Source organism: Streptomyces sp. HNM0575, from assembly GCF_012726265.1.
Classification (GTDB): domain Bacteria; phylum Actinomycetota; class Actinomycetes; order Streptomycetales; family Streptomycetaceae; genus Streptomyces.
This window is the reverse complement of the sequence record NZ_JAASAG010000002.1, coordinates 249,430-267,779: the sequence shown is the minus strand read 5'-3', so window position 1 is coordinate 267,779 and position 18,350 is coordinate 249,430. Positions and strand designations below refer to the sequence as shown.

Annotated in this window: 15 protein-coding genes; 10 read left to right on the top strand and 5 right to left on the bottom strand. The window is 72.3% G+C overall.

From position 1 onward, the window contains the following. The first annotated feature begins 40 nt into the window (after positions 1-40). The 3 genes from HCC61_RS05070 to nudC all read left to right on the top strand — a co-directional run bounded on the left by HCC61_RS05070 (position 41) and on the right by nudC (position 6,142). Positions 41-3,583: an ATP-dependent DNA helicase gene (locus HCC61_RS05070; protein WP_169134058.1), complete on the top strand. Its 3,543-nt coding sequence runs from the start codon at positions 41-43 to the stop codon at positions 3,581-3,583. A gap of 78 nt (positions 3,584-3,661) precedes the next feature. Then, positions 3,662-5,104, top strand: coding sequence for a dipeptidase (locus tag HCC61_RS05065; protein WP_169134057.1), 1,443 nt, complete (start codon positions 3,662-3,664; stop codon positions 5,102-5,104). 132 nt (positions 5,105-5,236) lie between these two features. Beyond that, positions 5,237-6,142, top strand: a complete 906-nt coding sequence (gene nudC / locus HCC61_RS05060) for an NAD(+) diphosphatase (protein WP_346777073.1) — start codon at positions 5,237-5,239, stop codon at positions 6,140-6,142. Positions 6,143-6,258: 116 nt separating this feature from the next. Here nudC and HCC61_RS05055 read toward each other — a convergent pair whose 3' ends face one another. Next, positions 6,259-6,501 carry a mycoredoxin gene (locus HCC61_RS05055; RefSeq protein WP_169134056.1) on the bottom strand — a complete coding sequence of 81 codons (243 nt, stop codon included), beginning with the start codon at positions 6,499-6,501 and terminating at the stop codon, positions 6,259-6,261. Between the two features lie 343 nt (positions 6,502-6,844). Here HCC61_RS05055 and HCC61_RS05050 point away from each other — a divergent pair, with 343 nt between their 5' ends. The 4 genes from HCC61_RS05050 (at position 6,845) to HCC61_RS05035 (ending at position 10,408) form a co-directional block, all read left to right on the top strand. Continuing rightward, positions 6,845-9,166 (top strand): ATP-dependent DNA helicase UvrD2, encoded by a 2,322-nt coding sequence (locus HCC61_RS05050; protein ID WP_169134055.1) that lies wholly within the window; start codon positions 6,845-6,847, stop codon positions 9,164-9,166. Positions 9,167-9,315: 149 nt separating this feature from the next. Beyond that, positions 9,316-9,591: a hypothetical protein gene (locus HCC61_RS05045; RefSeq protein WP_346777029.1), complete on the top strand. Its 276-nt coding sequence runs from the start codon at positions 9,316-9,318 to the stop codon at positions 9,589-9,591. Positions 9,592-9,722: 131 nt separating this feature from the next. Next, on the top strand, positions 9,723-10,088 hold the full coding sequence (locus HCC61_RS05040) for a WhiB family transcriptional regulator (protein WP_169134054.1): 366 nt from the start codon (positions 9,723-9,725) through the stop codon (positions 10,086-10,088). Continuing rightward, positions 10,085-10,408, top strand: coding sequence for a hypothetical protein (locus HCC61_RS05035; RefSeq protein ID WP_169134053.1), 324 nt, complete (start codon positions 10,085-10,087; stop codon positions 10,406-10,408). The genes HCC61_RS05040 and HCC61_RS05035 overlap by 4 nt, the downstream gene beginning before the upstream one ends. Before the next feature lie 181 nt (positions 10,409-10,589). Here HCC61_RS05035 and HCC61_RS05030 read toward each other — a convergent pair whose 3' ends face one another. Then, entirely contained in the window at positions 10,590-12,038 is a 1,449-nt protein-coding gene (locus HCC61_RS05030; protein WP_169134052.1) for an AarF/ABC1/UbiB kinase family protein, read from the bottom strand. 54 nt (positions 12,039-12,092) lie between these two features. Continuing rightward, the gene (locus HCC61_RS05025) at positions 12,093-13,214 is read right to left on the bottom strand and encodes a ThiF family adenylyltransferase (protein WP_169134051.1); all 1,122 of its coding nucleotides are present in this window, start codon (positions 13,212-13,214) and stop codon (positions 12,093-12,095) included. A gap of 181 nt (positions 13,215-13,395) precedes the next feature. On the opposite strand from HCC61_RS05025, the gene HCC61_RS05020 reads away from it, so the two are divergent. Continuing rightward, on the top strand, positions 13,396-13,947 hold the full coding sequence (locus HCC61_RS05020) for a M48 family metallopeptidase (RefSeq protein ID WP_169134050.1): 552 nt from the start codon (positions 13,396-13,398) through the stop codon (positions 13,945-13,947). 75 nt (positions 13,948-14,022) lie between these two features. Here the strand turns inward: HCC61_RS05020 and HCC61_RS05015 are convergent, their stop codons facing one another. Then, entirely contained in the window at positions 14,023-14,574 is a 552-nt protein-coding gene (locus HCC61_RS05015) for an NUDIX hydrolase (RefSeq protein ID WP_346777028.1), read from the bottom strand. After that, entirely contained in the window at positions 14,571-16,157 is a 1,587-nt protein-coding gene (locus HCC61_RS05010; protein WP_169134049.1) for a zinc-dependent metalloprotease, read from the bottom strand. Before HCC61_RS05010 ends, HCC61_RS05015 begins: the two co-directional genes overlap by 4 nt. Positions 16,158-16,442: 285 nt before the next feature. On the opposite strand from HCC61_RS05010, the gene HCC61_RS05005 reads away from it, so the two are divergent. Then, on the top strand, positions 16,443-17,540 hold the full coding sequence (locus HCC61_RS05005) for an SDR family oxidoreductase (protein WP_169134048.1): 1,098 nt from the start codon (positions 16,443-16,445) through the stop codon (positions 17,538-17,540). 81 nt (positions 17,541-17,621) lie between these two features. Then, positions 17,622-18,089: a molybdenum cofactor biosynthesis protein MoaE gene (locus HCC61_RS05000; protein ID WP_169134047.1), complete on the top strand. Its 468-nt coding sequence runs from the start codon at positions 17,622-17,624 to the stop codon at positions 18,087-18,089. Positions 18,090-18,350 lie beyond the last annotated feature (261 nt).

Genomic DNA, 18,350 nt, shown 5'->3' with positions numbered 1-18,350 from the left:
CGCTGGGCCGTTGTCGGTGCCTGCCGTTAGCGTCTCTCCCGTGCCCGAACGACTCACCCGCCCCGCACAGCTCGCAGACCTTCTCGGCATCCCCTTCACCCCTGAGCAGCTCGACTGCATCACCGCGCCCCTCGCCCCCCAAGTCATCGTGGCGGGCGCCGGTTCGGGCAAGACGACGGTCATGGCCGCGCGCGTCGTATGGCTGGTGGGCACCGGCCAGGTCCAGCCGGAGCAGGTGCTCGGCCTCACGTTCACCAACAAGGCGGCGGGCGAGCTGACCGAGCGGGTGCGGAAGGCGCTCGTGCGGGCGGGCATCACCGACCCCGACCCCGCCGACCCCGAACATGCGGGCGGCGAGCCGCAGATCTCCACCTACCACGCCTTCGCGGGACGCCTTCTGACCGAGCACGGGCTGCGGCTCGGCATCGAGCCGGGCGCCAGGCTGCTCGCCGACGCCACCCGCTTCCAGCTCGCGGCGAGCGTGCTGCGCGCCGCCCCGGGCCCGTTCGAGGCGCTGACCAAGTCCGTCGCCGCGCTCGTCGAGGATCTGCTCGCGCTCGACGGCGAGTTGAGCGAGCATCTGGTGCGGCCGGGCCGACTCCGCGCGTACGACGAGGAGCTGCTCGCGTCCCTGGACGGCTCGGTGCTCAGCAATCAGGCCCTGCGCAAGGTGCCGCGCGCGGCTCTCGGCCGCGGCGAACTCCTGGGCCTCGTCGAGCAGTACCGCGCCCGCAAGCGCGAGCGCGACCTCCTCGACTTCGGCGACCAGATCGCGCTCGCCGCCACCCTCGCGCGCGATGTGCCGGAGGTGGGGCGGGCGCTGCGGGAGCAGTTCGCGGCCGTCCTCCTCGACGAGTATCAGGACACCTCCGTGGCCCAACGCGTCCTGCTCTCCGGGCTGTTCGGCGCGGGCGGCGCGGGCGGCGCGGGCGATACGGGTGGTACGGGTGGTACGGACAGTACGGGTGCTACTGGCGGCACGGCGGCTGCGGCGGCCGGTGCGGGCCACGCCGTCACCGCCGTCGGCGATCCCTGCCAGGCCATCTACGGCTGGCGCGGCGCCTCCGTCGCCAACCTCGACGACTTCCCGCGGCACTTCCCGCACGCCGACGGCACCCCCGCCCGCCGCTATGCGCTCAGCGAGAACCGCCGCAGCGGCGGCCGCCTGCTCTCCCTCGCCAACACCCTCGCCGCACCGCTGCGCGGCCGCCACGAGGGCGTGGAGGCGCTGCGTCCCGCTCCCGGCGCGGAGACCGACGGCACGGTGCGCTGCGCCCTGCTGCCCACGCACGAGGAGGAGTTGGAGTGGCTCGCCGACTCCGTCGCCCATCTCGTCCGTACGGGCAGGGCGCCCGGCGACATCGCGGTGCTGTGCCGCGGCGCCGGCGACTTCGCGGGGATCCAGTCCGCGCTGGTCGCCCGCGAACTCCCCGTGGAGGTCGTGGGCCTGACGGGGCTGCTGCATCTGCCGGAGGTCGCCGACCTCGTCGCGATGTGCGAGGTGCTCCAGGACCCGACGGCCAACGCCTCGCTCGTACGGCTGCTGACCGGCCCGCGCTGGCGGATCGGCCCGCGCGACCTCGCGCTGCTGGGGCGCCGCGCGCGCCTGCTCGTGCACCACGAGGACGACCACGGCGGCGATCCGGACCGGCGGCTGGCCGCGGCGGTCGAGGGCGTCGACCCGGCCGAGGTGGTCTCGCTCGCGGACGCGCTGGAGACGTTCCTGGAGCCGGGCGGCGGCCCCGACGACGGGCTGCCCTTCTCGGCCGAGGCGCGCGTGCGCTTCACCCGGCTCGCCACGGAGATACGCGATCTGCGGCGCTCGCTGGCCGACCCGCTGATGGACGTGCTGCACAGGGTGCTCGCGGTCAGCGGCCTGGAGGTCGAACTCTCCGCGTCGCCGCACGCATTGGCCGCCCGCCGCCGCGAGACGCTCAGCTCCTTCCTCGATGTCGCCGCCGGATTCGCCGCCGTCGACGGCGAGGCCACGCTGCTCGCGTTCCTCGGCTTCCTGCGCACGGCCGCGCAGTACGAGAAGGGGCTCGACAGCTCGCTGCCCGGCGGGGAGGACGCGGTGAAGGTGCTCACCGCGCACAAGGCCAAGGGCCTGGAGTGGGACGTGGTGGCGCTGCCGGGGCTGGTGGCCGGGCAGTTCCCCAGCAGTCAGCCGCGCGAGTCGTGGCTGAGCCGGCCGAGGGTGCTGCCGCACGCCCTGCGCGGCGACGCGGCCACCTTGCCGGATGTCGACGAGTGGACGGCGAAGGGCGTCAAGGAGTACGAGACCGCGATGCGCGACCATCAGGCCACCGAGGAACTCCGCCTCGGCTACGTCGCGTTCACGCGCCCGCGCTCCCTGCTGCTCGGCTCCGGCCACTGGTGGGGTCCGCATCAGAAGAGGCCCCGCGGACCCTCGGCGTTCTTGGAAGCTCTGCGGACGCACTGCGAGACCGGTCCCGCGCACGGCGAGGTCGAGCACTGGGCGGAGGCACCCGCGGAGGACGAGGAGAACCCGGCGCTGGCGGCCGCCGCGGAGGCACGGGCGTGGCCGCTGCCGCTCGACGAGGAGGCGCTGACGCGGCGGCGGGCGGCGGCGGAAGCGGTCCTGGAGCGGCTCGCGGAGGATCCCGTACGCGAGGATCCCGCGAGGGAGGAGGTCGTACGGGAGCAGGCCGTACGGGACTCGGAGGCGGCGGAAGGAGAGCCGACGGAGCGGGAGGCGGTGGAAGGAGAGGCGGAACCGGAGCCCGCCGGCTCGTCACCGGCCGCAGCCCATGCCCTCACTCCGGAGGAGTCCAGGCTCATCGAATCCTGGGACCGCGACCTGGAGGCGCTCAGCGGTGAGCTGCGCCGTTCACGCGTCGCCGTCCGCGACGTTCCGCTGCCGCCCTCGCTCTCCGCGTCACAGGTGCTGCGCATGGCCGCGGACCCGGACGGCTTCGCGCGCGAGCTGGCGCGGCCCATGCCGCGGCCGCCGCGGCCGGACGCCGCCCGCAGGGGCACGCGCTTCCACGCGTGGGTGGAGTCCGGATTCGAGGAATTGACCCTTCCGATGCTGGGGCCCGACGAACTGCCGGGCGCGGACGACGGATCCGCGGCCCCCGGTTCCGGGTACGGCTCGGTCCCGGGCCAAGCCGGGACGGACGTAGAGCCGCACGTAGAGCCGGACGGCATCGCCGACGAGCGCGACCTCGCCGCGCTGAAGGAGGCCTTCCGGCGTTCCCCGTACGCGCGGCGCACGCCGTACCGCGTCGAGGAGCCCTTCCAGCTCGAACTGGCGGGCCGCGTCGTCCGCGGCCGTATCGACGCCGTCTACCGCGAGATCTCGCCCGACGGCTCGCCCACGTACGACATCGTCGACTGGAAGACCGGCCGCGCGCGCGACGCCGACCCCCTCCAGCTCTCCGTCTACCGCCTCGCGTGGGCGGAGAAGCAGCGGGTGCCGCTGGAATCGGTCGGCGCCGCGTTCCTGTATGTACGGGGCGGAGAGCTCGTACGGCCGGAAGGGCTGCTCGACCGCCCCGGCCTCGAAGAGCTGCTGCTCGGCGAGGGCGGCCCCGCACGACGGCAGGAGCCCGGGCCGTAGCGGAAGGCACGGGGTGCTGACGGGACGGCCGGGCACGGGATGGGAGCCGTCCCCCGTATGCCGGATAGGCTGCCCGGCATGAGCAGCATCCCGGCAGCTCCGGACGACGCCGTCCGGGCCTGCATCGAAGACAGGCGCGCCGCCTTCCTCGACGACCTCGCGGAGTGGCTGCGCATCCCGTCCGTGTCCGCCGACCCGGAGCGCGCCTCCGACGTGCGGCGCAGCGCGGACTGGCTCGCCGGGAAGCTCGCGGAGACGGGCTTCCCCGTCACCGAGGTCTGGGAGACCGAGGGCGGGCCCGCCGTCTTCGGGGAGTGGCCGTCCGGCGACACGGGCGCGCCGACCGTGCTGGTCTACGGCCACCACGACGTGCAGCCCGCGGACCGCTCCGACGGCTGGCACTCGGATCCGTTCGTCCCCGAGGAGCGCGACGGCCGCCTCTACGCGCGGGGTGCGGCCGACGACAAGGGCCAGGTCTTCTTCCACACCCTCGGCGTGCGGGCGCACCTGGCCGCCACGGGACGTACGTCCCCGGCCGTGAACCTCAAGCTGATCGTGGAGGGCGAGGAGGAGTCCGGATCGCCGCACTTCCCGGAGCTGATGCGGACGAAGGCGGCACGGCTGGAGTGCGACGCGGTGATCGTCTCCGACACGGGCATGTGGTCCCGCGAGACCCCGACTGTCTGCACCGGCATGCGCGGCCTGACCGACTGCCAGATCGACCTGTACGGGCCGGACCAGGACATCCACTCCGGCTCCTTCGGCGGCGCCGTCCCCAACCCGGCCACGGAGGCCGCGCGGCTGGCGGCGGCGCTGCACGACGAGGAGCGGCGAGTGGCCCTCCCCGGCTTCTACGACGGCGTCGTGGAGCTGACGCCCCGCGAGCGCGAACTCTTCGCGGAGCTCCCCTTCGACGAGGACGCCTGGCTGCGTACGGCCCACTCGCACGCCGCCCTGGGTGAGGAAGGGCACACCACGCTCGAGCGCATCTGGGCCCGGCCGACCGCCGAGGTCAACGGCATCGCCGGCGGCTACCAGGGACCGGGCAGCAAGACCGTCATCCCGTCCCGCGCTCAACTGAAGCTCTCCTTCCGGCTGGTCGCCGGTCAGGACGCGGAGAAGGTGCAGCAGGCGGTCCGGGAGTGGGTCGTGCGGAGCCTGCCCGACGGGATCCGGCACGAGCTGACGTTCTGGGGCGTGAGCCGTCCCTGTCTGACCCCGCTGGACCATCCCGCGCTGCGCTCGGTCGTACGGTCGATGGAGCGGGCCTTCGGGCAGCGCGTCCTCTTCACGCGCGCGGGCGGGTCCGGGCCCGCGGCGGATCTCCAGGACGTACTGGGGGCGCCGGTGCTCTTCCTGGGCATCTCGGTGCCAGCGGACGGCTGGCACTCACCGGACGAGAAGGTCGACCTGGACCTGCTGACGAAGGGCGCCGAGGCGGCCGCGTACCTCTGGGGCGACCTCGCGGAGCACTGGAGCACCGAAGCACGCACCACCGAGGTGCTGTCGCAGGAGGAGTAGAAAGCTGAAGTGACGACTCGGACCGACTCGACCGCAACTTCCGGCGCCGGCGCGGACGCCCGCGCCGGGAGCCCCGCGGACGGCACAGGCACCGGCACCGGTACAGGCGACGGCACAGGTGAAGACCGCCCGATCTCCCTCACCCCGACCGGCGGCATCGACCGCGCCGCGCACCACCGCATGGACGAGGCGTGGCTGGCAGCGGCCTGGAGCCACCCGACGACACGGGTGTTCGTGGTCTCCGGCGGTCAGGCGCTGATCGAGGAGGACGGCGAGGGCAGCACGGAGCTGGTCATGATGCCGTCGTTCGACGCGCCCTTCACCGAGGCCCACAGATACTTCCTCGGCGTCGACGCGGAAGGCATCCGCTACTTCGCGCTCCAGAAGGACGCGCTGCCGGGCCGCATGGACGACATCGCGCGCCCCGCCGGGCTGCGCGAGGCCGGAGTGCTGCTCGGCCCGCGCGACGCCGAACTCATGGCACACGCCGTCGGCCTGGAGAACTGGCAGCGCACACACCGCTTCTGCTCGCGCTGCGGCGAACGCACGGTCATCGCCGCGGCCGGACACCTGCGCCGCTGCCCGGCCTGCGGCGCCGAGCACTATCCCCGTACCGACCCTGCCGTGATCATGCTCGTTACGGATGAGAAGGACCGTGCGCTGCTGGGCCGTCAGGTCCACTGGCCCGAGGGCCGCTTCTCGACGCTCGCGGGATTCGTCGAGCCGGGGGAGTCGCTGGAGGCCGCCGTGGTCAGGGAGGTCGCGGAGGAGGCCGGTGTCACGGTGGGCTCCGTCGACTACGTGGCCAGCCAGCCCTGGCCGTTCCCCGCGAGCCTGATGCTGGGCTTCATGGCGCGTGCCACGTCGCCCGAGATCCGGGTGGACGGGGACGAGATCGAGGAGGCCCGCTGGTTCTCCCGCGAGGACCTCAGGGACGCGTTCGCGTCCGGGGAGGTGCTGCCGCCTTCCGGCATCTCGATCGCATCACGCCTTGTGGAGCACTGGTACGGGGAGCCGCTGCCCCGGCCCGGGCGGTGAGGCGCGGGCCGGGGGGCGCGTGAGCGCTGCGGCGCGGGGCTCACGACCAGGCGCCGCGGCGCGGGCGGGCATGGGGGTCCGCCCGTACGGGGCCGCGGCACCGGTCCGCGGTGGGCTCAGGCGCCGACCTTCTCCTTGACCTGCGCGAGCGAGGGGTTGGTGAGCGTGCTCCCGTCGGGGAAGAGCACCGTCGGCACGGTCTGGTTGCCGTTGTTGGCCTTCTCCACGAAGTCGGCGGACTCCGGGTCGTGCTCGATGTTGATCTCGGTGTACGGGATGCCCGCGCGGTCCATCTGGCCCTTCAGCCGACGGCAGTAGCCGCACCACGTGGTGCTGTACATCGTCACGTTTCCCGTCATGGGTCCTGAGCTCCTTCATGTCCGTTGGTGACAGGGGAACGTGTGAACGGGCGGGACCATTCCCGGGCCCTGCGCGGGGTCGCGGGTGACAGCGCGGGTGCGGGTGCGGGGGCGTTCCGTGGGGAGTGGGGAGCGGGGAGCGGGAAGCGGTGGCGGCGGCTCGGGGACTCCGCGGCTTCGGGGCTCTGGAACTCCGGGCCGGAGTTCGGGGCTCTGGAACTCCTGGCCGGAACTCCAGGCTGGAACACAGGACTCCGTGAGTTCCGTGAGTGTCGTATGACGATCCGGGACCGGCTGTGGACAACCGTCCCGCCCGTCTCGTGCGACCTGGCAGCATGGCGGGGTGACAGCAGCCACTGACTCCACTCTCTTCTCCCACTCCGAGCAGGCCGCCTTCGCCGGGCCGCCGCGCGACGCGGACGCGGTGCTGGAGGGGCTCGACCCCGAGCAGCGCGAGGTGGCGACGACGCTGCGGGGGCCGGTGTGCGTGCTCGCCGGCGCGGGCACGGGCAAGACGCGCGCGATCACGCACCGCATCGCGTACGGGGTGCGCGCGGGGATCCTGCCCCCCGCGGGCGTGCTCGCCGTCACGTTCACCAACAGGGCGGCGGGGGAGATGCGCGGGCGGCTGCGGCAGCTGGGCGCGGGGGGCGTGCAGGCCCGCACGTTCCACTCGGCGGCGCTGCGGCAGCTCCAGTTCTTCTGGCCGCGCGCGGTCGGGGGCGAGCTGCCGAGACTGCTGGAGCGGAAGGTGCAGCTCGTCGCGGAGGCCGCCGCCCGCTGCCGGCTCCGCCTGGACCGGAGTGAACTCCGGGATCTCACAGGGGAGATCGAGTGGTCGAAGCTGACGCAGACCGTGCCGGAGGACTATCCGGCCATGATCGCCAAGTCGGGCCGCGTCCCTCCGCGCGACCCCGCGGAGACGGCGAAGGTCTTCGGGCTCTATGAGCAGCTCAAGCGTGAGCGCTCGGCGATGGACTTCGAGGACGTGCTGCTGCTGACGGTCGGCGTCCTTCAGGACCGTCCGGACATCGCCGACCGGGTGCGCGCGCAGTACCAGCACTTCGTCGTCGACGAGTACCAGGACGTCAGCCCCCTCCAGCAGCGGCTTCTGGAGCTGTGGCTCGGCGACCGCGACAGCCTCTGCGTCGTCGGCGACGCCAGCCAGACGATCTACTCCTTCACCGGCGCCACCCCTGACCATCTCCTCGACTTCCGCACCCGCCACCCTCAGGCCACGGTCGTGAAGCTCGTACGGGACTATCGCTCGACACCCCAGGTCGTGCACCTGGCGAACGGCCTGCTCGCCCAGGCCGCCGGCCGCGCCGCCGAGCACCGGCTGGAGCTGGTCTCCCAGCGCGAGGCGGGCCCCGAGCCGGTCTACACGGAGTACGGGGACGAGCCCTCCGAGGCCGAGGGCACCGCCCGGCAGATCCGCAAACTCGTCGACGCGGGCACCGCGCCCAGCCGTATCGCGGTGCTCTACCGCATCAACGCCCAGTCCGAGGTCTATGAGCAGGCCCTCGTCGACGCCGGTGTGCCCTATCAACTCCGCGGCGCCGAGCGGTTCTTCGAGCGGCCCGAGGTCCGCGAGGCCGGTGTCGCGCTGCGCAGCGCGGCCCGCTTCGGGGGCAACGACTCCCTGCTCGACGGTGCCGTCGGCCTTCCCTCCCAGGTGCGTGCGGTCCTCAGCGGCAAGGGGTGGACGGACGAGCCGCCCGCGGGCTCGGGCGCCGTCCGCGACCGCTGGGAGTCCCTGATGGCTCTGGTGCGGCTGGCCGAAGCCCTCTCCGCCGGGCGTTCCGCCGCGGCCCGTGAGGAGCCCACGCTCTCCGACTTCGTCGCGGAGCTGGACGAGCGCGCCAACGCCCAGCACGCTCCGACCGTCGAGGGCGTCACGCTCGCATCGCTCCACTCGGCCAAGGGCCTCGAATGGGACGCGGTGTTCCTGGTGGGCCTCACCGAGGGCATGATGCCGATCACCCACGCCAAGAGCGACGCCCAGATCGAGGAGGAGCGGCGGCTGCTCTACGTCGGCGTCACCCGGGCCCGCGTCCATCTCCACCTCTCCTGGGCGCTGTCGCGTTCGCCCGGTGGCCGCGGCGGACGCCGCCCGAGCCGCTTCCTCAACGGGCTGCGGCCGGGTTCCTCGCCGGCCGGCGCGGGAGGCGGGCCAGGCGGCCGGGGCGGCATCGAGCGAGGGGGCGCTTCCGGAAGCCGCTCGCGCAAGCGCCGCGGACCCGTCCGCTGCCGGGTGTGCGGGCGCTCGCTGACGGACCCCGGCGAGATGAAGCTGATGCGCTGCGAGGGATGCCCCTCGGACCTGGACGAGGCGCTCTACGAGCGGCTGCGCGAATGGCGCTCGGAGCGGGCAAAGCAACTCGGACAGCCCGCGTACTGCGTCTTCACCGACAAGACCCTGATGGCGATCGCCGAGACCGTGCCCGGCGACGATGCCGCTCTCTCGCGCATCTCCGGCGTGGGCGGGCGCAAGCTGGAGCGCTTCGGGGCGGACGTCCTCGCGCTGTGCGCCGGCGAGGAGTTGGGGACCGGCGACGAGCCGGAGGCGCCCGGTGAGGAAGGGGCGGATGGGACTGACGGTGCGCCGTCGGCACATGTCTCCGACACCGCCGCGGAAGCTTTTTCGGAGACGGCGGAAAAATAGTTTGCGCCCGCTGTCCGGAGCCCCATAGCCTTCCGGACGTGGACAGGGCGGGGGCTTTCCGCTCCAACCCATCCATGCTGTACTGACTCTTGCACGTTTGCGGATCGGCCCCGGCCGGTCCCCCGAGTCGCCGAGAGGAGGCGAGCCCAGTGATCGACTTCATTACCACCACCAAGATGACCGACCGCTCGGTCGTCGCCTCTTGCCTGCTCGGATCCCGGGTCGATGGCACGGGTCTGTCCCGCGTCGCCCCCGGCGCCGGCAAGCGACCGGCGACGGCACTCGAGGTAGCGGCAGCAGTGGCGCCGGCAGCGGCCTACGCCATTGCGCTCGCGCCCGCTGGTGTCGGCGATGGCAGCCAGAAGACGAAGCACAACCCGATGTGGGCCTTCCGTGGGCTCGAACCCTGGAGAGATCCAGCCTGATCGGCGAGATCAGGTCGGCACCTTCCAGGGCCGCGGAACCCACACAGGGATCCGCGGCCCTTCTGTTTGCCCCCGCCCGGCCACCAGCCGGGCCGACAAGACAACAGACATCGACAGACGAGGAACCGGTAGTGCACCCCGATACGCACACCCCGTCACCCACGACAGACCTGATGCCGCCTGACGCCACCACGGAGGATCTCGTGACCGCCCCGCTGATCACGCTCACCGAGCTCGACGAAGCCATCGAGCGGCTCGGTGTCACCGTGCCCTGTCGCTCCTACGACCCGGAGGTCTTCTTCGCCGAGGCCCCTGCCGACGTCGAGTACGCGAAGACGCTGTGCCAGACCTGTCCGCTGCGTGAGGCCTGCCTCGCAGGCGCCAAGGACCGCCGTGAGCCCTGGGGCGTCTGGGGAGGCGAGCTGTTCGTCCAGGGCGTGGTCGTGCCCCGCAAGAGGCCGCGTGGCCGTCCCCGCAAGAACCCGGTCACGGCATGAACACCGCAGGCACGATCGACCGCCCGACGACGCGCGATCCGCAGCAGCGTCCCCTTCCGAAGCAGGACCCGACGATGACATCCGAATCCGAGACCCGGACCCACACAGGTATCGACGCCAACTCCGCGCGTCAGAACAGGACACGACAAATGCAACTCATGCCAGAGTCCCTGGCCCGGGCTCATATGAACGACCGTCTGCAAGAGGCCGAATCCGAACGCAGGGCTCTGCGCATCACTTCGGCCCGCCGCCTCCAGCGCCGCGCCGAGCGTGCCTCGCTGCGCGCCCGCAGAGCGCTGGCCATGGCGGTCATGCAGTGAACGAGCGGCTCATCTGAGAGAGCCGGCCATGTGAACGTGCCGGTGCGGATGTGCCGGTCGTTGAGCGAGACAACCGAAGAGTGAGGGGAGCCGGGGCCGTACGCCTCGGCTCCCCGCCGTGTGTGGCGGGGCGCTGCCTGCTCGTGCCCGGCGCGCGCCGGGCAGTTGTGAACTCCGCCCGTCAGGCAGGCGTCCCGGCTTCCGCCGGGGAGTCGTCCTCCTCGCCGGTCTCCGGGGATTCCTCGTCGACCCCGTCCAGTTCCTCGACTCGGTCCACGTCCTCGACCCCGTCCTGGTCCTCGATGAAGCCCGGGACCCAGGCCTCCATCTCCTCCCGCATCCGCACCGTCGCCCCCAGCTGACACAGCACTCCGATGGTGCTGAGCGTGACCCTGTGTATGAGCAGATACGACGGGGGCAGATTGAGCTGCTTGCCCAACTGGTGTGCGGGCGAACGGGGATCGGCGATCCGCGCCGCCTGCTCCCGCATCCAGCCCCGGTGGAAGTGGAAGGAATCCGCCCGCGCCGGCTCTATGACGGGCACCAGATACTCCAGCACCGCTGACGGCTCCAGCTCGATGGACTCCTTCACGAACCCCTCCGAGCACAGCAAGTCGTAGACGGCGTCGGCCTCACCGTCGATGACCATCCGCAACGCCGTCCCGATCGTGGGCGGCAGACCTCCGGGAAGCCGGTCCACGGTGCCGAAGTCCATCACCCCCAGCCGCCATTCGCCGCCCTCGTCGGGCTCTTCCGCGGGCAGGAGACGGAAGTTGCCGGGGTGGGGGTCCGCGTGCAGCAGCCCCGTACGAGCCGTGCCCGAGCAGAGGAACCGGGCCAGCAACTGCCCCGCACGGTCCCGCTCTTCCTCGGTGCCCTCGGATATGACCTCGGCGAGCGGCACTCCGTCCATCCACTCCGTCACCAGCACCTGCTCGCACTGGTGCACCACGTCGGGGATCACGACGTCCGGATCGTCGGCGAACTCCTCCGCGTAGAGCCTCTGGGCCTCCGACTCCAGGCCGTAGTCCAGTTCCTCGGTGACCCGGTCCCGCAGCTCGGAGACCAGCGGCTTGATGTCCATGCCCGGGATCAGCGGCCCCAGCATCCGTACGAACCGGCCGAGTTGAGTCAGGTCCGAGACCAGCGCCTCGCCCGCTCCCGGATACTGCACCTTCACGGCGACCTCGCGCCCGTCGTGCCAGACGGCATGGTGCACCTGCCCGATCGACGCCGCCGCGGACGGCATGTCGTCGAATTCCTGGAAGAGTTCGAGCCAGTCCTCTCCCATCTGCTCGGCCAGCACCTCGTGGACCGTGCTGGTCGGCATGGGTGGAGCCGCTTCCTGGAGCTTCGTCAGCGTCGCCCTGTACGGGCCGGCTATCTCCTCCGGGAGCGCCGACTCGAAGACCGAGAGCGCCTGCCCGAACTTCATGGCGCCGCCCTTCAGCTCCCCGAGCACCTTGAACAGCTGCTCCGCTGTGCGGCGTTGAAGATCGTGACCGACGAGTTCCGCGGAGAGCCCTCCGATCCGCTTGCCGATGCCCCACGCGGAGCGCCCGGCGAACCCCAGCGGCAGTGCGGCCAGTTTGGCCGTACGCGTGACTGCCTTACGGGGAAGATCAGACATGGGCCCCTCCAACTTTCAGACGGCTCGGTGGCCTCCCACCGAGAACGGCGGCCGTCAGGCCATTGTGACCTCTTCTGCGGCGTCCGCCGAGGGTGGGAGATCCCCTGTCACGGAAGCGGCACCGCACGGACACTCCGGATGGGCCGTGAACTGCTCCGTACCGCCGATGAGATGCGGCAGCGCGAACCGCATCCGATATCCGGACGCACAGGCGCCGTCGCCGTCGAGGAAGGCCAGCGCATAGGAGGCGATGGCCCCCGCGACCACCGTCGCCAGCGCCGTGTCGCACGCCGGAACCCCCGAGCGCCGCCTCGCAGACATCCGCCACTGGCCCACCACCAGCGGCCAGCTCGGCTCGCGCTCCGCCCGGCCCCGCAGTATGCAGCCCGCGCAGGGCGAGCAGCCGGGCATCACCAGTGGCCCGACGAAGCCCGTGCTCTCCACCACCCCGCCGTACAGATGGGGTGTCCTCGCCCCCATGAACCCCTCGGCGACCCCCGGATCCGGCGCATATGCGTCGAGTCCGTCACGGGGCACGAGAATCACCAGCCCCGGTCTCGGCCGCGACCGGCAACGAGAGGGCGGGCGCCGCCGTGAGGACCAGGGCCGCGCACGGGAGACCGCCCTGCGCGCGGCGACGTCTCGCCGCTCGCCGCAGTCGTCCGGCGCGAGCCCGCCCGGGGAGGTGTCCCACGGCTCGACCTTGCCGCCGTCCACGACCGCGACCTCGCCCACCCCGGCCGCGGAGAGGGTCGTCGCGACCAGAGCACCGACCCGCCCCGCTCCCCGCACCTGCACGCCCGCTTCTCTCCGCGCCGTAAGCCGGCGCAGTCCGTCCCCGGGCCTCGGATGCACCACGGACAGGGAGGCCAGATCCGGCCGGAGCCGCCCGCCCACCTGCGACGACGCCTCTCTGTCCGCCGTGGCGTCGTCCAGGATCCCCGCAGAGCCGAGCCGCTCGACGAGCTGCTCCGCCGTCCCCCCGGCCAGCCCCAGCCGGCCCGCCTCCTCGCGGAGCTGCACCATGGACCGGGTGCCGTCCATCGACTCCATGAACGCCGCCGTGGTGTCGTCCACCGGCCCCAGCAGCACCGCATGAGCCGGCGCCACCCCGTACTGCACCGTCTGCCTGTCACGCCACGCACGACGCAACGCAGGCTTGATCATCGGATGCATCTGCCCCGTCCTTTCGCATTCGCCCACTGCCACGCACAGAATGCGTTTGCCGGTCCAGGCGGCGCAGAAAGTTGTCCACAGCCTCGGGAAACAGTCGTATGAACCGAACAGATACGGGGCGATTGCCGCGAACCCGACCGGAGGTGGGACTTCCGCTCCCATCAGCGGGTAACGTCGAGGCGTGTCCGCCGATCCGCTGAACAGCGCGAGCCAGCCGGCGGTCGAAGTGCGCCGAAGCGCACGCCGCAGGCGCACGGTCTCCGCCTACCGCGAGGGCGACCGCACCATCGTGATGATCCCCGCCCGTATGTCGACGGACGAGGAGCAGCGCTGGGTCGGGGTCATGCTCGACAAGCTGGCGGCACAGGAGAGCAAGCGCATGCTCGGCGACGCCGAGCTGGCCGAGCGCGCAGCCAGGCTGTCCGAGCAGTATCTCGGAGGGCGGGCCAGGCCCGACAGCGTCCGCTGGGTCACCAACCAGAACACCCGCTGGGGCTCCTGCACCCCCGCCGAGGGCAGCATCCGGCTATCGCACCGGCTGCGCGGCATGCCCGAGTACGTCATCGACTACGTTCTGCTGCACGAGCTGGCGCATCTGCTGGTGCCGGGGCACGGCTCGGGCTTCTGGCGGCTGCTCGACACCTATCCCCGTACGGAACGGGCCCGGGGCTTTCTCGAAGGGGTCGTCGCCGCCGACCGGCTGCCCCATCTCCCGGCCGCCCGCGAGGAGTAGAGGAGCGGCCGCGCAGCCCGGACCGACCCCGACCGCTCTCGCCGACGAGCCGGACCCGTGCCCGTGCCCCGTACCTCAGCGCCGCCCGTCGCCCACTAGCGAGCGGGCGCGCTCCGTGAGCCGCACGACCGACTCGTCGGCCGCCCCGGCCACGTCCTCGTACGCGTACCAGCGCAGCTCCAGGGACTCGTCGCTCACCTGCTCAAGAGCCCCCTCGGGCGCGAGCGCCGCGTACTGCACGTCCAAGTGCCAGGCGCACGGCGTGAGATGACGGTCGAGGCGCAGCGGCCCGCCGGGCAGCAGCGTCAGCTCCTCGATCCCGGACTCCTCGCGTGCCTCGCGCAGCGCCGCATCCTCCAGCGTCGCGTCCTCCGGCTCGCAGTGCCCGCCCATCTGGAGCCACATGCGCAGCTTGCGGTGGAGCGTCAGCAGCACGCGGCCGGCCGACGGGTCGATCACGAGGGCGCTCGCCGTGATGTGGCCGTCGGCGCACGCCTTCCACAAGCCGTCCTCGTGGGCGCCCAGATGCGCGAGATACTCCTGGCGCAGCTTCTCCTGCTGCTCGTCGCCCGCCGGAGCGGACCATTCCGTGAGCGTCCCGACCGCGCTGTCGCGCAGGCCGCTCACAGCTTCTTTCCGCCGTCGCCGTCGCTGCGGCCGTCGCCGTCCCCGCCGTCGTCCTCGGTGCCGTCCTCGGCGTCCGTCTGGGTCCCGGTACCGGCACCGGCCGCGCCCTCATCGCTCGACTTCCCGGCCGCGTCGCCGAGCAGCGACTCGAGTTCCGAGAAGTCGGCGTTCTCGCGGTGCACGAAGCCGTCGGGGTCGTCCAGGTCCTCCGCCGTCGGCAGCATGTCGGGGTGCGCCCAGAGCCCGTCGCGGCCCTCGGAGCCCCGCGCGTCCGTGAGCGATGCCCACAGCCGGGAGGCGTCCCGCAGCCGCCGCGGCCGCAGTTCGAGCCCGATCAGGGTCGCGAAGGTCTGCTCGGCGGGACCGCCCGAGGCGCGGCGTCGGCGCAGCGTCTCGCGCAACGCGGAGGCGGACGGCAGGTGCGGCTCCGCCGCAGCGTGCACCACCGCGTCGACCCAGCCCTCGACGAGCGCCAGAGCGGTCTCCAGCCGCGCCTTCGCGGCGCGCTGCTCGGGAGTGTCCTCCGGCTGGAACATGCCCTGCTGGAGGGCCTGTTGGAGCTCCTCCGGGTTCTGCGGGTCGAACTGCCCGACGACGTCCTCGAGTTTGGAGGTGTCCACCTTGATCCCCCGCGCGTAGCCGTCGACCGCGCCGAAGAGATGCGAGCGCAGCCACGGTACGTGCATGAAGAGCCGCTGGTGCGCGGCCTCGCGCAGCGCGAGATACAGACGCACCTCCTCCTGCGGTACGCCCAGGCCCTCACCGAGCGCGGACATGTTCGCCGGAAGCAGCGCCGCCTTCCCGTCCGGGCCGAGCGGCAGCCCGATGTCCGACGAGCCGACCACCTCGCCCGCCAGCACGCCGAGCGCCTGGCCGATCTGCGTACCGAACATGGCCCCGCCCATGGAGCGCATCATCCCGAGGAGCGGGCCCGCCATGGCCTGCATCTCCTCGGGCAGCACATCGCCCATGGCCGTACCGACGCGCTCCGCGACGGGGTCGACCAGGTCCTTCCACACGGGGAGGGTGTTCTCCACCCACTCGGCGCGGCTCCAGGCCTCGACCGTCGTCGAACCGGACGGCAGGGACGTCACGCCGTCCAGCCACAGGTCGGCCAGTCGTACGGCCTCCTCCACCGCCGAGCGGTCGGACGGCCCGATGCTCGCGTCCTTGGTGCCCGTGCCCGTGCCCGTGCCCGTGCCGGAGCCGCCCGTCTCGGAGCCGCTGCCGGGAGGCCCCGCGGCGACGGTCTGCCGGGCGATGTCCTTGGCCATGTCCCAATTCACGGGACCGCCCTCGTACGAGAGCATCTGGCCGAGCTTCTGGAAGGCGGCGCCGAGGTCGTTCGGATCCATGCCGCCCTGGCCGCCGCCGAGCGAACCGAACATCGCCGCAAGCGGATTGTCGGCGCCGGGACCGCCCGCGCCGCCGCCGAAACCGAAGGGGTTGGGCACACCGCCCTGACCGCCGCGACCGCCCTGGCCCTCACCGCCCCGGCCCGCGTCGTCGCCCTTCTTCTTGCCCTCGTCCCCGTCTTCGGGCTCCTCGGGAGGTACGCCGAATCCGAATGGGGTGTCACTCACGGGTTTCCTCGGCTCTGTCGTGTGGGTCTCGTGGGTCTTCGTACGTCGTGCGGTCTCGCCGGAGGGTGCGCCCGCAGCCGGCCGGGTCGGCACGGTCCGCCGTCGGCCGGCCCGCAGGCACGCGCGCGTGGACTACGTTGGACTGGCCTCGATCGGTCGAAGTGGACCAATCGGGACACGGGCGAGCCTGCTTCGGTGTCACGGGCTCCACCTCCAGCCTAGACACCTGTCAGGCAGGATGGAGCTTGCGCACCTCCTACCAGAAACAACCGCTGGAGACGACTGGTGAGTTCCTCCGACAGCAACGTTCGCGCAGCGCGAACCCCGACCGTCGCCGTCACGGGGGCCGCGTCAGGAGTGGGCGCGCTGCTGACGGAGCGGCTCGCGGCATCGGAGGAGATCAAGAGCGTCATCGCGCTGGACGAGCGCCGCGGCGAGGTCAGCGAGGCCCAGTGGCACACGCTCGACGTGCGTGACCCCGCGATCGCCGACCGGCTGCGCAACGAGGGCGATCCCGTCGACGTCGTCGTCCACCTCGCCCTCGATCTCGACCTGGAGACCGACCCCACGGCCCGTACGGCCCTCAACGTGCGCGGCACGCAGACCGTGCTGACCGCGGCGGCCGCGGCAGGCGTGCCCCGCGTCATCCTGTGCACGTCGACGATGGTCTACGGCGCGCTGCCTGACAACGACGTCCCGCTCGCCGAGGACGCCGAGCTGCGGGCCACCGCAGAGGCCACGGCCGTCGGCGACCTCCTGGAGATCGAACGGCTCGCACGCCGGGCGCCCCGCGCCCACCCGGGGCTCAACGTCACGGTCGTACGCCCCTCGGTGCTCGTCGGCGCCGGCATGGACACGGCCCTCACCCGCTATTTCGAGTCGCCCCGCCTGCTGGTCGTGGCCGACTCCCGTCCGTGCTGGCAGTTCTGTCACGTCGAGGACCTGGTGAGCGCGCTGGAGTTCGCCGTGCTGGAGAAGGCCGACGGCGAGATGGCCGTCGGCTGCGACGGCTGGCTTGAGCAGGAGGAGGTCGAGGAGCTCACCGGCATCCGCCGCATGGAACTGCCCTCGGCCGTCGCCCTGGGTGCCGCCTCCCGGCTGCACCGGCTGGGCCTGACCCCCTCCCCGGCCGGTGACCTCGCGTACACCATGCACCCCTGGGTCGTCTCCGGCGCGCGGCTGCACGACGCGGGCTGGCGGCCTCGCTGGACGAACGAGGAAGTGCTGGCCGAGCTGCTGGAGGAGGTCGCCGGCCGCCACACCCTCGCGGGCCGCAGGCTCGGCCGTACGGAAGCCGCCACCGCGGCGGGCGCGGGCGCCACGGTGGCGCTGCTGGGCACGGCGGCTCTCGTACGCAGGGCACGCAAGCGCCGCGGCTTGTAGCGCTCCGTCGCGCCGGTACGGCGCAGTCATGGCCCGGGGTCGACGGCGGCGCAGTTCCCCCGCCGTCCGGCGTGCGGCAGCATGAGAGCCATGGCGCACAAGCACGATCACCCGGGCGAACAGGGGGCGGCGGACCCGATCCGGCTGCTCGGAATCCGCGACGCACCGCTCTCCTTGGACGAGGTCTTCACTGCCGTCGGCGACTCCTCGGCGGGCGGCACCGCACTGTTCGTGGGCACGGTGCGCGATCACGACGGCGGCGCGGACGTCACCCGTCTGGGGTACTCGTCGCACCCCACAGCTGAAGCGGAACTGCGCAGGGTCGCCGAGAAGACCGTCGCCGACTTCCCGGTGCGCGCGCTTGCCGCGGTGCATCGCGTGGGCGATCTGACGATCGGCGACCTGGCCGTGGTGGTGGCGGTCTCCTGCCCGCACCGCGCCGAGGCCTTCGCCGCGTGCCACCGCTTCGTCGACGACCTAAAGCGCGAGGTCCCCATCTGGAAGCACCAGACCTTCACGGACGGCTCCCAAGAATGGGTCGGCGCGTAGCGCCACGTTGAGGGGTGGTGGCCGGGCGACGGGAGGGAGGGTCGGCGCGTAGCGGCCTCCGCTTGTGACGCCCCTTCTGTGACGGTCGTGTGCCGCTCTCGCTGCGGATCCGTTTACCCGCGGTTCTCCTTCGCGCCTTCGGGTAAGAGGACGGCGTGCGCGTCGGTCGGCGTAGCGCCGTCACCGGGTGAGGCGATCAGCGCACCCGTACGGTGCACCTTCCGGTTGCGTAACCGGATCCCGGGAAAGAGCGTTGTCGTG

Coding starts and splice junctions, on each gene's coding strand:
- HCC61_RS05065 (WP_169134057.1), top strand. CDS start 3,662: ATGAGCAGCATCCCGGCAGCTCCGGACGACGCCGTCCGGGCCTGCATC.
- HCC61_RS05055 (WP_169134056.1), bottom strand. CDS start 6,501: ATGACGGGAAACGTGACGATGTACAGCACCACGTGGTGCGGCTACTGC.
- HCC61_RS05025 (WP_169134051.1), bottom strand. CDS start 13,214: ATGCATCCGATGATCAAGCCTGCGTTGCGTCGTGCGTGGCGTGACAGG.
- HCC61_RS05000 (WP_169134047.1), top strand. CDS start 17,622: ATGAGAGCCATGGCGCACAAGCACGATCACCCGGGCGAACAGGGGGCG.
- HCC61_RS05035 (WP_169134053.1), top strand. CDS start 10,085: ATGAACACCGCAGGCACGATCGACCGCCCGACGACGCGCGATCCGCAG.
- HCC61_RS05030 (WP_169134052.1), bottom strand. CDS start 12,038: ATGTCTGATCTTCCCCGTAAGGCAGTCACGCGTACGGCCAAACTGGCC.